The sequence below is a fragment of the Thaumasiovibrio clandestinus genome, assembly GCF_047250365.1.
GTDB lineage: Bacteria > Pseudomonadota > Gammaproteobacteria > Enterobacterales > Vibrionaceae > Thaumasiovibrio.
The window spans coordinates 1-15,895 of the sequence record NZ_JBLBVL010000003.1 but is presented as its reverse complement, the minus strand read 5'-3'; the positions used below and the strand labels follow the sequence as shown (position 1 = coordinate 15,895).

Sequence of the window (15,895 nt, the reverse complement as noted above, 5' to 3'; positions counted from 1 at the left end):
CTCTCACCGCGCCGAAGTCTGTCACAGACTAAAACGGTTCTACGTGTAGGCAAGACACAGCATGTCTCTCATTTCCTTTCAGGTGGGGTCTTTCTTGAGCGCACTCAGCTGTTGCCAATGGGCAACGCGTACGGAAAACACATCCCGAAGGTGGATTAATTGGCGAAGGAAGTTCACCTTCTAGCATTTGGATCTTTTTATTGCGTTCAATTTCTGGGTCTGGGATCGGCACAGCAGACATCAACGCTTTGGTATATGGGTGTAACGGGTTGGCAAATAACTGCTCACCTTCTCCCATCTCGACAGGATTACCCAAATACATCACCAATACGCGATCAGAAATGTGTTTTACAACCGACAAGTCATGAGCGATGAAAATGAGTGATAACCCCATCTCCTTCTGAACTTCCATCAGTAGATTAACCACTTGCGCCTGAATAGACACATCCAACGCTGACACTGGCTCATCACAAATGATCATCTTTGGTTTAAGAATCAATGCACGGGCAATACCGATACGCTGACACTGACCACCTGAGAATTCATGTGGATAGCGGTTAATCACATTAGGTAATAAGCCGACTTTGGTCATCATCGACTTCACTTCTGCTTTCACTTCATCCTTGGTTTTATTGGGATAAAATGTCCGTAATGGCTCGGCAATAATATCGCCAATCGTCATACGCGGATTCAATGATGCCAAGGGATCTTGGAAAATCATCTGGATCTCTTTGCGCTTTTCACGCAGTGCATTGCGCGGCAATTTGGTTAAATCTTGCCCAAGCCAAACAACATTGCCGTCTGTTGCCTCAACTAAACCGATTATCGCGCGCGCAAAGGTCGATTTTCCACAACCAGACTCACCCACAACACCAAGAGTCTCCCCTTCATACAGACGAATATCGACCCCATCTACCGCTTTCAATGTCGACGGCTTACTCCACGGCCATGCAGATTTAGAGGCGATATCAAAATGGACTTTAAGATCCTTTACATCTAACAAAACTTGTTTTTGTGCTTCCATATCAATTCTCCTCCTTACCACGTCTGCCAGTCAGAGAAACAGGCACGTAAACGCTCATGCCCAAATGCTTCTAATTTTGGTGTATTTAATTTGCAGTTCGCCGTTACTCGATGGCAACGATCCTGATATGGACACCCTGGTGGGAGATGCAATAAGTTCGGTGGATTGCCCGGAATGGTTGGCAGAATTTCGCCATCCGTATCCAAGCGAGGGATCGCCTTTAACAAGCCTTCTGTATATGGGTGGGCGGGTTTGTAATAGATCTCATCAACCTTGCCGTACTCCATGGTACGCCCAGCATACATAACCAGTACTTTGTCACAACTGCCCGCCACCACACCCAAGTCGTGGGTGATCATAATAATGGCCGTATTAAACTCACTTTTTAGCTCATTGAGCAAATCCATGATCTGCGCTTGTACGGTCACATCTAGCGCAGTGGTCGGTTCATCTGCAATCAAGAGTTTTGGACGGCACAACAGTGCCATTGCAATCATCACGCGTTGACGCATGCCACCAGAAAACTCGTGTGGGTACATGGTAATACGCTTGCGGGCTTCCGGTATTTTAACCGCTTCTAACATGCGCACCGACTCTTCAAACGCTTCCGAACGTCCCATGCCTTTATGCAACATGAGTACTTCCATTAGCTGATCACTCACCTTCATATAAGGATTCAGTGAGGTCATCGGATCTTGGAAAATCATCGCAATCTGCTCTGCGCGAATACGATTTAGCTCGTGCTCGGGGAGTTTCAAAATCTCACGACCTTCAAACTTAGCACTACCATGCACAATGCCATTTTTTGCCAACAGTCCCATGATGGCAAAAACAGTCTGACTTTTACCTGAGCCTGACTCGCCCACAATCCCTAATGTCTCCCCTTTTGATAGTGAGAAGTTCAGGTCATTAACTGCGGTAACATTGCCATCTTGAGTGGTAAACTCTACGCGCAGATCTTTTACATCTAAAAGGCTCATCCTTCCTCCTTAGCGATCTTTTGGATCCAACGCATCACGCAGACCATCACCAACATAATTGAAACAAAACAGGGTGGTTACCATAAAGGCAGCAGGGAATAGCAATTGCCAAATCGCCAGCTCCATTGTTTGTGAACCTTCTTGCAATAAGGCCCCCCAACTGGTCATCGGCTCTTGCACCCCTAGGCCTAGGAATGACAGGAACGACTCCGTCAGGATCATGCTTGGTACCAACAGCGTGGAATAAACGGCAACAATACCTAATACATTAGGCACAATATGTCGCGTGATAATGCTCCAGCGGCTCACGCCACAAACATACGCAGCTTCAATAAACTCTTTACTGCGTAAACTCAACGTTTGCCCACGCACAATACGCGCCATATCAAGCCAAGAGATCGCCCCAATCGCAACGAAGATCAACATGATATTACGACCGAAAATTGTCACCAGAACGATAACAAAGAACATGAAAGGAATTGAGTATAGGATCTCGAGAATACGCATCATCACACGGTCAGTTCGACCGCCAATAAAGCCCGATGTCGCACCATAAAGGGTACCGATAACGACAGCAACCAGCGCCCCCATAACGCCAACCATCATCGAGATACGGCCACCGACTAAGGTACGCACATACAAATCGCGACCTAAACTATCAGTACCAAACCAGTGTGCTCCCTCTTCACCAAATGAAGGGGCTGCATGCATCGCATACCAGTCAGTCTCATCAAAGGCATAAGGGGCAAACATCGGCCCAAAAATAACGGCGAGGGTGATCAGCATAAGAATAAACAGACCAGTCATCGCCGCTTTATTTCGCATGAAGCGGATACGGGCATCCTGCCACAAACTGCGGCCTTCGACTTCCAGCTGCTCAGAGAACTTCTCCAATGCGTCTACGTTTTCTTGAATCTTTATCATTGGAGCCACCTTAGTAACGGATCTTTGGATCGATATACGCAAGTACGATATCAACAATGGCGTTAAAGATAATGGTCAAGGTACCGATCAAGATGGTTACCCCGAGCACTAGCGAGTAATCACGGTTAAAGGCTGCATTAACAAACAGCTTACCGATACCGGGTAGACCAAAGATCGTTTCGATCACCACAGAGCCAGTGATAATACCGACGAATGCAGGCCCCATGTAAGAAACTACAGGCAGCATCGCAGGCTTAAGCGCGTGCTTAATCACAATGTAGCGATAACTCAATCCCTTCGCTCGCGCCGTGCGGATAAAGTTACTGTTAAGGGTTTCAATCATACTGCCACGCGTGATACGAGCAAAAGTTGCGACGTACAAAAGTGACATGCCGAACATCGGCAAGAGCATGTACTGTATTCCCCCGCCATGCCAACCACCAGCGGGCAGCCAGCCGAGTTTGATCGAGAAGACATAAATAAGCACGGGCGCCAACACAAAGGAGGGCATGACGACCCCAGCCATCGCGGTTGACATAATCAGATAGTCTATCCAGCTATTTTGTTTCAGCGCGGCAATGGTTCCGACCGTCACTCCCATAACAACGGTAAAAACAAAGGCGGCAATACCAATTTGCGCCGACACAGGCAGTGCAGCACTAATCAACTCGTTTACCGAATAGTCTAAGTATTTGAAAGAAGGACCAAAGTCACCTCGTAGTATATTGCCGAGATAGGTGGTGTATTGCTCAAATACCGGTTTATCTAAACCGTATTTCGCCTCAATATTCGCCATGACTGCTGGCGGTAGTGGACGTTCAGTAGAAAAGGGGTTGCCTGGCGCAAAGCGCATTAAAAAAAAGGACGCCGTAATCAATACCAACAGCGTAGGTATTGCTTCTAAGATCCTTTTCGCAATGAATTTAAGCATAAGCGAACTCTATTAGTGTGTGACAGTGAAATGCAAAGCACTGCCTGTGAAGCCTCACAGGCAGGGCTCAATTTTTATAATAATGTTGCTCGTGAATTACTGAGCGATAATGTAGAGATCTTTTGAGTAGATCTTCTCTTCTGGGTTGTTAACTGGGAATCCGCCAACTTGCGTCGACAACAAGCGGGACTTAACATACTGATAAATAGGCGCTATAGGCATATCGTCAGCCATTAGCTGCTCTGCTTGTAGGTAGTACTTCTGACGCTCTTCTTCTGATGTTGACTGCATCGCTTGTTCGATAATCGCATCGTAGGCTTTGCTGTCATAGTGAACACCACCGGTGGTGTTATTACTCTTCATCAGTGTTAAGAACGAAGATGCTTCGTTGTAGTCACCACACCAGCCGGCACGCGCCACTTCGAAGTCACCCGAATCTTTCGAGGTCAAGTAGGTCTTCCACTCTTGGTTCTCAAGAGTAACATCTAGACCTAGCGTACGTTTCCACATAGAGCCCAGCGCTACCGCGACCTTCTTATGGTTCTCAGAGGTGTTGTAAAGCAGGTTAAACTTCAGTGGGTTACCTTTGCCAAAGCCAGCTTCCTCAAGTAGGCGTGCAGCTTCTGCGTTACGCTCAGCTTGTGACATTTGACCATAAGCCGGCATTTCTGGGTTGAAGCCCGCCGTAATTTCAGGTGTTAAGAAGTAAGCAGGCTTCTGGCCTTGTCCCATAATAGCATCTGCTACAATGTCACGGTCGATAGCGTACGAGATCGCTTTACGAACACGGACATCATCAAACGGTGCTTTCTTGGTATTGAAGATGTAGTAGTAGGTACATAGGTTGCCCGTTACTGAAACAGACTCTGGGTACTCTTTTTGCAGACGTTTGAAGTGCTCAAGTGGCAATTCGTTAGTGTAATCAATCTCACCCGCCAAGAAACGGTTCATCTCTGTCACTTGGTTCTCGATTGGTAGGAAAGTCACCTTCTCTAGTGTGGTGTTATCGTTATCCCAGTAAGTCTCACTGCGCTTAAGAACCAAACGCTCGTTGACTACCCATTGATCAACAACATAAGCACCGTTACCAACGAAGTTTTCAGGCTTGGTCCACTGATCGCCAAACTTTTCAACTGTCGCTTGATGAACAGGTTTAACGGTTGTGTGCCCCATCATCATGACAAAGTATGGAACCGATGTTTCTAGTTCAACAACCAATGTGCGGTCGTCCAAGGCTTTAACACCCAACGTCTCTTTGTCTTTATCGCCTGCAACGATATCTTTCGCATTCACCATCTTGGTATATTCCATGTACCAAGAGTATGGAGAAGCGGTTAAAGGATCGACTGCACGCTTAAAGCTGTAAACAAAATCATGCGCAGTAACAGGATCGCCGTTTGACCACTTCGCGTCTTCGCGCAGGTAGAAAGTAAATGTTTTGTTATCTTCCGTTTCCCAACGCTCAGCCACGCCTGGAATGGTATTACCCTCGCCGTCTTGGTTAACCAAGCCTTCTAACAGATCACGGATCACGTGAGATTCTGGCACCCCTTGAGTTTTGTGCGGGTCAATCGACGCCACTTCAGTACCATTACCACGGACTATTTCTTGTTTATCTGCTAATTTCACGCCTTCAGGGATATTTGCCGCTTGAGCAGCGCCCGCAGCAACAGAAATACCCGCTGCCAATAACAACGCCTGAGTAATTTTATTCTTGTTCATGCATCAGCTCCAAATTTAATGCGTTATGCTTCCTTGACTATCCGCCTCGACCTTCTACGAACTTAAAAGACGATGAAATAATATGCTATTAATCGAGAACAAGAGGCGAAATACCCTTAAACATTATCATTTACTGAAAGTATTTACTACATCAGAGACACAAAAACAGATTTTAGCCTTTACAAAAGCCACAAATGCAGCACCTAACACTACAAAACAGACAAAATTCATCTCTTTTTCTCAACAACCATCAATACGGGCAGCAGAACAGTCTATTAAACTGTAAAGGGAAGGAGAATTGGTGAATAAAACTACTATTTTCATGGCTCACGCTGTTATGCAATAAAGTGCAACAAAATACCAATACGACAGCTTGAAATGAAAGAACTGCAACAAGTCAAAGTAAATTGACAATAATGGGCGCTAGGCATACCCATTTGACCTATTTAAGCCAACACTTAAAACAAAAAAAGCGCCACTAGGGCGCCCGATCGATATATCACTGTTCTTTTCCATCACCGTCAACGATAGCAACGCGTCAGGGAGGTATAATGCTTACAAGATCAAAAACTATTATTTTGTTTCATCATTATCAAAAGGACGCTCATTTACTTCATCTTGCTGTTGATCCGCGATAGCTTCATTCTCGTTAAATGTTTCGTCCATCCCTAAGTCATGCATCATCTGCTTCAAACGCTTATTGCTCATACGACCATGCTTCATGAAGAGTCCTCTTTCTATACCAATTTAAAAGTAAGAAACAATAACGACACACCCGTGACACGTTATTCTCCCTTGTTAACTATGGCACAATATTTAAACATCTCCAGTTCTCAGCAGTATGAAAGCAAATAACCAAAAGTAATATTAAAACAATACTTAGATTAAATTATTACATCGTGAACTTTTTGAAACCTGCGTCTTTATTATAAGTACAAGTGGCGTATGATCTTAATGTCAGCGATAGCTCTCTGGCACAACTTCCGTTCCGATGACACATTAAGAGATAATAATGCGACCTGTAGGCTACCATACTCATCCATCCAGCTCTCGTGTTCGCCATGGTTACGTTCCGGCAAAAAATACGCCGAAAAAACCTGAAAAAACACAATGACAAGCAACAACTCAATAACATTCAAAGGCCCTTGGTAAAGGCCCTTGGTAAAGGGCCTTTTTGTTGTGTGTTTTTTTGGCGACATAACCAAAGCACATGCTGTTGCTTGGCGGAGATAGCCGATGCTGCAAGCATCGCATAGAGTGCGGCAAAGCGGTGATAACCTTCAATTAGGTTATAACCGGGATGAATATAATGCCCATCATCCAAATAAAAGCCATGCTGATGCCAATAAATAATCGGCGGACGAGGCCAGGTTAACAACTCCCGAAAGTAGCAATTTAGCGAATCATCTTGATAACTGATCCGCTGCATCCGTCGTGACAGCCGTGTTAATGTCTCGTGATAGGGTATCTGTATTAAACTCTCGATTTGTTCAAAGCTCCAACTCACCTTTACAAAGCGTAATTGCGTCCACGCCAGCCCTCCCCAACGTGCAAATACTGCTGCCCAATGTTGATATAGCCATTGCTCCAGTACATCATCAGGGAAATGAGGCAAAACGTATCGACAACGCACCATCCAAGTATCAAGCGGTTCAATCTGCGTTGTTCCCCACCCTATTGGCTGCAAATCAAATAACAAACGCCGGCCATCCACCGATTAACCTCCAATTGAAGCTAGATGTGGCGTTATGCCCGAATGCCCTTCATGAAGATGATGGCCTTTCTGTTTAAGTTGTAAAGCATGCTGAATAGTCTCAATTAACACCGCTTGGTCTGCATCGTCTTGCAGCAACGCCCTAAGAGGGACGCCTTGCTCCCCAAATAGGCAAAGGTGTAGTTTCCCACGTGCAGAGATGCGCAACCGATTACAACTGTCGCAAAAACCATCATCATAAGGCAAAATAAGCCCAATTTCTCCTTGGTAATCAGCATGAAAATAGACCTCAGCGGGTCCATCACTACTCCCTCGACGACGCAACTGCCACCCTTCAGCCAAAAGTTGATGCCGCAGCGCAATACCTGACTGGTGGTAACGTTGGAAAAAGCTATCCATCTCACCCGTTTGCATCAGCTCAATAAAGCGCAGCTGAATCGGGCGGTGTTTCACCCAATTAAAAAAACCCTCAATCTGGGTCGCATTCAGATCTTTTAAAAGAACGGTATTCACCTTAACCTGTTCAAAGCCAGCATCAAATGCCGCATCAATCCCGGCCATCACTGCCTGAAAACGGTTTTGCCCGGTAATTTGATGAAACATGCGCGGGTCTAAACTATCCACACTGACGTTTAAATGCGTCAATCCTGCTTGTCGCCACTGCGCTATCCCAGCGGCTAATCGATAGCCATTGGTGGTGGTCGCAATATGTTTAATTCCTGAGGTTTCAGCAATCGTCGCAATAATGTCACCAAAGTCACGCCGCATTGTTGGCTCACCTCCGGTAATACGCACTTTCTCTGTGCCGCATTGGGCAAAGCTACGCACCACCCGACCGATCTCAGGCAACGTAAGAAAAGTGGACCGCGTTCCACTAGGGGGGGAATAACCATCAGGCAAGCAATACTGGCAACGGAAATTACAGACATCCGTCACGGAGAGACGCAAGTAGTAAAATCGCCGACGAAAGCGATCTTCGAACTGTTCTGCCATATTTCACCTTTCCAAATACGGGAGGCTTATCAATTTCTCGATAAACCCTAAAGATTGTGTCAATCCACAATACTTCAGTGACATCTGTCACGGCGAGGCAGACTTATGATGCTTCACTTAGTCCATCACGCTCGGTTAATGGCTGTGCACAGACTAAGTTAACGTACGTGCACTCATCCAAATCACTACAAGTCTAGTTCATTTTCACTCACAAATAGTTTTCATTTTCACAACAACACCAAGAACACCGCTTAAGGCGCAAAACGATCATCGCTGCCCACCGTGAATACCCTTTCTGACTACACCTATATCTGCGTTTTTGCATTTTACGAACACGTTGCATCTTAGTTTCATATTGCATAACGAAATGATGCATTTTGCAACAACTCAGCAGGAGTGATAGCTCGGAAGCTTTTATATCAACAGGTTATAAAGCCTTAAAAAGTAGGCACCACATTTGCAGTCTCTTAGACATATCAAAACAGGGGGACGCATCATGACGAACACACTGCCCGTACTATTTCAGAAACGCCACATTCTGCCAGACGGTCGCCTACCAATGCGCATTGCCCCTGGTGGACAGATGGATACCATCAAGCACGCTTTACGCAACGGCGGCATTCTTGGCATCTGTATGTATGACCCTGCCGACGAACAACAATTTTATGAGATAGGAACGCGAGTTAGAATCGAAGATTTTGACACCGACTTAGTGAATGGGCTATTACAAATTACTGTCGTGGGATTAGATACGTTCGAAGTTGTTAACTTTTATAATCATGAATCAAACATCTGTTTAGCCGATTACGAAAGTACGACACGTTGGCCCGAAACAGCACCATCTGTACCGCAGAAAATGCTCGCTGAACGCTTGCAGATTATGTATGACAAGCACCCAGAGCTGAGTGACTTACATAATAATAAACAATTAAACAATCTGAGCTGGTTATGTCAGCGTTGGCTAGAGTTACTTCCCGTGCCCGTGCGAGAGAAGCAACAGCTGCTAACTCAACCTAACTGTCTCAATACCTGTGACTATTTAATGAGCTTAATGCAAGAGCCTCATTAAGTCGCATGCATACTATTTAGACACGGCACTGTTCATCACTTTCGCCCGGTCTATACCGCCACTGGATACAAGCTCGTACAGTGGCGCGCCCTTTACTTTATTGCCGCTCCGCTATCCGCAGCTCAGTAATAGCAAGCACGCTATCATACAGAGTGCCACAAAGATCCCACCGCGGTATCATTTCGATAGGATATCTGTTCGAATTATGTTATTCAGTGCGAATCTATTAATAACTAAATCGGCGTATGACTACCATCAATAACAAAAAGATTGTCGCGCTTGGCGGCGGACACGGGCTAGGGCGTGTTCTTTCATCATTATCTTCATATGAAAGCTCTGTTACGGGTATTGTCGCCACCACAGATAACGGCGGTTCAACAGGTAGAATCCGGGCATGCCAAGGCGGCATTGCATGGGGTGACACTCGCAATTGTATCAATCAATTGATCACTGAGCCTTCCGTTGGCTCAATGATGTTTGAATATCGCTTTAAAGGAAATGGTGAGCTCAACGGCCATAACTTGGGTAATTTAATGCTCACCGCGCTAGATCATCTTAGCGTCCGGCCTCTTGAAGCGATCAATACCATCAGAGAGCTACTAAAAGTAAAGACTCGCATCGTCCCAATGTCAGAGCATTCTGCCGACTTAGCCGCCATTACCACCAATGGCACCGTTATTTGCGGTGAAACCAATGTCGATGAACTAACAGAAGTACCTCAACGACTGGTTGTTGAGCCTCCTGTACCTGCTACACGCGAAGCGATTGAAGCAATAAAGCAAGCCGATATTATTCTACTTGGACCAGGCAGTTTTTTAACCAGCATCATGCCGCCGCTTCTGCTTAGTGAAGTGGGCAAAGCACTACAAAACACCAGCGCGAAAATTTACTTTATTACCAATCTCGATAAAGAGTTTGGTCCAGCTGGTGAGATGTCGCTCAGTATGATGTTGATGTGGTGTGAGCGTGCCATGCAAGGACGGACTATTGATGGCATTATTACAAATGAAAAAAAAGAAATAGCCGGACACTATCATCAGGCTATTTCTCCTTTAGCTTCATTCAATCATCAGTGGCGTCACGATCGCGACGCGCTACGACAAGCTATCGATACAATTCTCTTCGGCAGCTAGGGCACGATAACGGTCTGCCGTGTGACGGACCGTTTCTTTAAACGTATCGAGATGTTCAAATACCCAACTGTCTTGACCTTGTTTAACGCGAGACTCACACTCTTGCGCTAAGTCTGCCAGTCTATCGGCACCAAAACTGGACGCACTACTCTTTAACGAGTGGCTAATCTCCCGAATTTGGCTTAAAGACGGGGAATCAGACAAAGTATCATGATACTGCTGTAGTTCGTCACTAAACACAGTGAGCAACAAGCCAACCGTATCTTCGCCAACCTCTACAGCTAAACGCCGAATTGTATCGGTATTGATGGTGGTATCCCCCATTAAACCGTCTCCCCTTTTTCACTGGCTGAATCTTGCCAAGTTTGTAGCTTTCTATAAATGGTGGAAGGACTGACTTCTAGTAAGCCTGCTGCTCTCGGGATATTTCCATCGCATGCCGTTATTGCTTCCTCTATGGCTTTTTTCTCTACTTGCCATAGCGGGAGAATAACCGGACTCGCTAGCCTTTCACCGTTCCTATTCTGAAACGATACTGAATTCACATCAACTGTTGCAGATTGTTCTGCGACTAAAGTTTCGTTCTGTTCTTCTAATGCAAAATTAACACCAGAAATATCGTTTAACGGCGGCGGCAGCATCTGTTTGGTGACAGTTTCGGCATTATTCAACACCACAATGTTGCGAATAACATTTTGCAGCTGACGTACATTGCCTGGCCAGTCGTACGCCTTGAAAATACGGATCACGTCATCGTCAAACTGGGCGAACGGTTTTCCTTCCTCTACCGACATATGTGCCAACAACGATCGTGCTATTTCAATAACATCCTCTCCTCGCTGATTTAGCGGCGGTAATGTCAATGGGATAACATGTAATCGGTAATAAAGATCTTCCCTGAAACGACCCGCTTTCACCTCTTCCCACGGGTCACGATTGGTGGCACAGACAAAACGCACATCCACCTTCATCTCTTTTGATGAGCCTAACTTATGAAAAACACCGGTTTGAATAAAGCGCAATAGTTTAGATTGTAAATCGAGGTCCATCTCGCAGAGTTCATCAAGGAATAGTGTTCCATTATGCGCTAACTCTACAGCCCCTTTGCGCTCTGCCGCGGCACCTGTAAATGCCCCTTTTAAATGACCAAACAGTTCACTTTCAATCAAGTCTTTGGGAATAGCAGCACAGTTAATCGCAATAAAAGGCCCCTCTTTTCGCGGGCTCGCAGAGTGGATTGCATCGGCACACACCTCTTTACCCGTACCGCTTTCCCCAGTAATAAACACCGTTGCTTTAGAGGCAGCAGCAGATTCAATAATCCTATAAACGCCCTGCATTTTCAGGCTTTTACCAATAAACCCTTGGTAATGTGTCCCCTCTGTCGTTACATCAAATGCACTTCCATCCGGTAACTTTGTCGCTCGCCGAAAGACATTACTCACCGTAATTCTTAGCCCTTCAGCCTCACAAGGTTTGATCAGGAAATCCTGAGCGCCCAGCCTCATCGCCTCAACGGCAATATCAATCGAACCATGCGCCGTCATGATAATGACGGGGAGATCGGGATAGGTTTCCTTTACCGATTCTAAAACGTCCATACCCGTCATATCTGGCAAGCGAAGATCAAGAAGAATCAATTCTGGTGGCGCAGCAGCAACATATTGCAGTGCTTCTTTTCCTGTCGCCACTATCGTTACATCCAGCCCCAATGGGTTGAGGTACGATTTATATAATGCTGCAACAGACGCTGTGTCCTCAACCATCAGCACACGCTTTCTATTTTCTAGTTGCATTAAGCGGTCTCCTTGCATCCCAGGGCAAAAACTTCAAATAGATCACTACGTTTCTTCTTCTACAGACATAATGATAATCGATCATTTTGCAAAATGAGAAATTCTTGCTGATTATTTTTGCATTTTGCAAATGACTTTTTTATATTGCAATATTGATAACTTAGTCATTGAAACACTGGCGGAAGTGACGCTCCCAGAGCGCTTACAGTCAGCATCTAAATTATTTTTAAGCATCCGATAAAGTTGGCACACTTGATGCATTTAATAGACCTGACCCTTCGGGGTCAGCCTAGCCAACTGACGTTGTTTGTGATTCAATCACCAAACAATGAGCCAGCCGACCCCATATTGTCGGTTGGCTTTTTTTTTATCTAATCACGACCACATTTGCATGCACACATGCTTTATTACCGATTAGCTATTAACAATAAACTGTTTACGTAACGTTTCTATCTCATCGCGCTTTTCGGCTGCTTTCTCGAACTCAAGATTTTGCGCATGGTCATACATCTCTTTCTCAAGCGCAAGAATGCGAGTTTCCAGCTCTTGAGGAGACAACGACGAATAACTGCCACCCTGTTCGGCCACTTTATGCAGTTTCGCCGCCCGATTTGGCGACCTTTTCATGCCACCACCCAATTCAAGAATGTCAGAGACCTTCTTATTCAGTGCCTGCGGTACACTTCCTGTATCAATATTGTGTTGGTGCTGCTTGTCACGTCGACGATCTGTTTCTGCGATAGCGCGCTGCATAGAGCCCGTAATCCGATCGGCATACAGAATCGCTTTACCTTTCAGGTTTCTTGCCGCACGACCAATGGTTTGAATCAACGACCGCTCCGAGCGCAAGAACCCTTCCTTATCGGCATCAAGAATAGCCACTAGCGAAACTTCCGGCATATCCAGTCCTTCACGCAACAGGTTAATCCCCACCAGCACATCAAATTCACCTAACCGCAAGTCTCTAATAATTTCAACCCGTTCAACCGTATCAATATCAGAGTGCAAATACCTGACGCGGACCCCATGCTCTGTTAGATACTCGGTTAAATCTTCCGCCATGCGTTTAGTCAGTGTTGTTACCAATACGCGCTCATTTTGGTTGGCGCGAAGGTGAATTTCCGACAAGAGGTCATCCACCTGCGTCGCTACCGGGCGAATTTCTATTTCAGGATCGAGCAACCCTGTCGGCCGCACCACCTGCTCTGCGATATCACCATCCGATTTTTGTAACTCATAATCACCAGGCGTTGCCGAGACATACACCGTTTGCGGTGCTAATGCCTCAAACTCTTCAAACTTCATTGGACGATTATCCAACGCAGAAGGCAAACGAAATCCAAACTCCACCAGCGTCTCTTTTCTGCTTCTATCGCCACGAAACATCGCGCCTATTTGAGAAACAGTAACGTGTGACTCATCAATGATCAGCAAGCCATCGGCGGGCAGATAGTCAAACAGTGTTGGTGGCGGCTCACCTTCTGCGCGGCCACTTAAATAGCGTGAGTAGTTCTCAATACCAGAGCAATACCCCAGCTCTTGAATCATCTCTAAGTCGAACTGGGTTCGCTGCGTTATACGCTGCTCTTCTAGCAGTTTGTTATTACTCAATAGTTGCTCTTTTCGTTCAACTAACTCTTCTTTAATTTTCTCGATGGCATCTAACAACTTCTCGCGCGGAGTAACGTAGTGCGTTTTGGGGTAAATCGTACAACGCGGCAAGTTGCGCGATTCAATTGCCCCGGTTAGTGGGTCAAAGGTTGAGATATTCTCGACTTCTTCATCAAATAGCTCGATCCGAATCGCTTCATGCTCAGACTCGGCCGGAAAGACATCGATGATCTCCCCACGCACACGAAATGTACCACGCTGGAAAGCCACATCGTTGCGTGTATATTGCAGCTCTGCTAAACGGCGTAAAATGCCGCGCTGATCGATAACGTCACCCCGGCGAATATGCAGCATCATTTTCAAATAGGAATCGGGATCGCCCAAACCATAAATGGCCGACACCGAGGCAACAATCACCACATCTCGCCGCTCTAACAACGCCTTCGTCGCCGACAAACGCATCTGCTCGATATGCGCATTAACGGACGCATCTTTCTCTATAAAGGTGTCCGTGGTTGGTACGTAAGCCTCAGGCTGGTAGTAATCGTAATAAGAAACAAAGTACTCCACCGCATTATTTGGGAAGAACTCCTTCATCTCGCCGTACAATTGCGCAGCCAATGTTTTATTTGGCGCCAAAATTAGCGTAGGTCGATTGGATTTCGCAATAACATTGGCCATGGTGTAGGTTTTACCCGATCCCGTGACACCTAATAGCGTTTGGTGCGCCAGCCCTGAATCCAACCCATCTAACAGCTGCGCTATCGCTGCAGGTTGATCACCAGCAGGCTGATAAGGCGATGAAAGTTTGAACATCTTGCTCATGGTATATCCTTTATTTTATGGCCTCGTTATTGTCAATCCAGCACGCGGAAAGTCAATAACTAATAAAATCCACTCACTGTCATCACGATGCAAACCGTTACATACAAATACCACCAAATAGCCATTACGTGCAAAAAAGCGTCAACATCGCATTGCAAACTTTGTCGCATAGCATTATGATAGCCGCCCTCGTCAAGATTGGCCGATATGACATCCTTTTCGAATCCGTTTTATTACTCTCTCTTTTAGTTTAGCCAGCCGTTACTTTCTTCTTTCCCTATGGGCCTGTGGTTATCTTTTCCACTGTCTTATCCTCGCTATTCACAACTTGCCATTGTTACTTTATTGAATAAAAAAACCGCGCTATTAGCTCCTACTTTTGATTAATATCAACAAAACAGGATAAGCGGATGATTTTAAAGGGATTTTATTGGCAGCAATAAGCTAGTCAGCGCAGCCCTCTTTCCTTTGCAATTTAATACAATATTATCAACACAGTTACCCACAGAATCCGTGGATAACTATTGAAGTGTATGGAAAACCCGTTTGCGCAACAGCTGTGGATAACTACTCCCAGTTATTCACAGCACATAGAGGGTGTGTAAGAAAATTGTAAGAAACCGCGAGGTTTGAAAAACGCCGCCGCTTAGTTTGAAAAACTTTTCATTTTAAACGACTGGTTTGGCGTGGTGATTGTGGTTGGCTCCGTTCAAAAGTTCGCGCTGGTATCTTCTTACTTGTTACTACAGTTCACCCAAACACCTATCTATATACACGTGGAGTGAGCAAAGATTCAAACAATGATGGGATGCTACCCATTTAATGCGAGTGATCCCCTCTTTATCTACTGCGTTAAACCACCTTTAAACGGTGTTTAAACTCCCCTACTCTGCCGTTTTTTAAATTCTTAGCCCGGTAATGGCGCGGGATTCAACCTGATTTAATTCTTTCCCGAAACTCTTCCGATCAGCTGATGATGGACGATTAGATATTGTTTGTCCTGAAGCAAATCAGGAGGTTTGAAATGGATAAACAGAACAGTGTAACGACTGACCGACACCTTTGGCCGTCTTCGCTTGCATCGATATATGACGTGCTGCTTGATGAGGTGAGCCGCAAACACAAACATGTTGCAGAGCCTATACGTCAGCAATTGGTGAAACTGGCGGTGCT

General features: G+C 45.6%; 13 protein-coding genes and 1 riboswitch. Of the genes, 2 read left to right on the top strand and 11 right to left on the bottom strand.

Annotated elements, in window-relative coordinates:
* Positions 1–28 precede the first annotated feature (28 nt).
* The 8 genes from oppF to moaA all read right to left on the bottom strand — a co-directional run bounded on the left by oppF (position 29) and on the right by moaA (position 8,288).
* A complete protein-coding gene (oppF, locus tag ACKLNH_RS05650) occupies positions 29–1,024 on the bottom strand; it encodes a murein tripeptide/oligopeptide ABC transporter ATP binding protein OppF (protein ID WP_413111280.1) in 996 nt (331 codons plus the stop codon).
* A gap of 14 nt (positions 1,025–1,038) precedes the next feature.
* Positions 1,039–2,004: an ABC transporter ATP-binding protein gene (oppD, locus tag ACKLNH_RS05645; protein ID WP_413111279.1), complete on the bottom strand. Its 966-nt coding sequence runs from the start codon at positions 2,002–2,004 to the stop codon at positions 1,039–1,041.
* A 9-nt stretch (positions 2,005–2,013) separates the two neighbouring features.
* On the bottom strand, positions 2,014–2,928 hold the full coding sequence (oppC, locus tag ACKLNH_RS05640) for an oligopeptide ABC transporter permease OppC (RefSeq protein WP_413111278.1): 915 nt from the start codon (positions 2,926–2,928) through the stop codon (positions 2,014–2,016).
* 10 nt (positions 2,929–2,938) lie between these two features.
* On the bottom strand, positions 2,939–3,859 hold the full coding sequence (gene oppB, locus ACKLNH_RS05635; protein ID WP_413111277.1) for an oligopeptide ABC transporter permease OppB: 921 nt from the start codon (positions 3,857–3,859) through the stop codon (positions 2,939–2,941).
* A 96-nt stretch (positions 3,860–3,955) separates the two neighbouring features.
* Positions 3,956–5,581, bottom strand: coding sequence for an ABC transporter substrate-binding protein (locus ACKLNH_RS05630; RefSeq protein WP_413111276.1), 1,626 nt, complete (start codon positions 5,579–5,581; stop codon positions 3,956–3,958).
* 573 nt (positions 5,582–6,154) lie between these two features.
* Entirely contained in the window at positions 6,155–6,304 is a 150-nt protein-coding gene (locus ACKLNH_RS05625; protein ID WP_413111275.1) for a hypothetical protein, read from the bottom strand.
* A 412-nt stretch (positions 6,305–6,716) separates the two neighbouring features.
* The gene (locus ACKLNH_RS05620) at positions 6,717–7,295 is read right to left on the bottom strand and encodes a hypothetical protein (RefSeq protein ID WP_413111274.1); all 579 of its coding nucleotides are present in this window, start codon (positions 7,293–7,295) and stop codon (positions 6,717–6,719) included.
* Between the two features lie 3 nt (positions 7,296–7,298).
* Positions 7,299–8,288, bottom strand: a complete 990-nt coding sequence (moaA, locus tag ACKLNH_RS05615; RefSeq protein ID WP_413111273.1) for a GTP 3',8-cyclase MoaA — start codon at positions 8,286–8,288, stop codon at positions 7,299–7,301.
* Positions 8,277–8,434, bottom strand: a riboswitch (molybdenum cofactor riboswitch). (Overlaps the previous gene by 12 nt.)
* Before the next feature lie 350 nt (positions 8,435–8,784).
* On the opposite strand from moaA, the gene ACKLNH_RS05610 reads away from it, so the two are divergent.
* Positions 8,785–9,357 carry an LON peptidase substrate-binding domain-containing protein gene (locus ACKLNH_RS05610; protein ID WP_413111272.1) on the top strand — a complete coding sequence of 191 codons (573 nt, stop codon included), beginning with the start codon at positions 8,785–8,787 and terminating at the stop codon, positions 9,355–9,357.
* Positions 9,358–9,602: 245 nt separating this feature from the next.
* Positions 9,603–10,490: a uridine diphosphate-N-acetylglucosamine-binding protein YvcK gene (yvcK, locus tag ACKLNH_RS05605; protein ID WP_413111271.1), complete on the top strand. Its 888-nt coding sequence runs from the start codon at positions 9,603–9,605 to the stop codon at positions 10,488–10,490.
* Here yvcK and ACKLNH_RS05600 read toward each other — a convergent pair.
* The 3 genes from ACKLNH_RS05600 to uvrB form a co-directional block, all read right to left on the bottom strand.
* Positions 10,452–10,814 carry an Hpt domain-containing protein gene (locus ACKLNH_RS05600; RefSeq protein ID WP_413111270.1) on the bottom strand — a complete coding sequence of 121 codons (363 nt, stop codon included), beginning with the start codon at positions 10,812–10,814 and terminating at the stop codon, positions 10,452–10,454. The two genes, yvcK and ACKLNH_RS05600, sit on opposite strands and share 39 nt — an antisense overlap.
* Positions 10,814–12,286, bottom strand: a complete 1,473-nt coding sequence (luxO, locus tag ACKLNH_RS05595) for a quorum-sensing sigma-54 dependent transcriptional regulator LuxO (protein WP_413111269.1) — start codon at positions 12,284–12,286, stop codon at positions 10,814–10,816. Before luxO ends, ACKLNH_RS05600 begins: the two co-directional genes overlap by 1 nt.
* Positions 12,287–12,700: 414 nt before the next feature.
* Positions 12,701–14,722, bottom strand: a complete 2,022-nt coding sequence (uvrB, locus tag ACKLNH_RS05590) for an excinuclease ABC subunit UvrB (protein WP_413111268.1) — start codon at positions 14,720–14,722, stop codon at positions 12,701–12,703.
* Positions 14,723–15,895 lie beyond the last annotated feature (1,173 nt).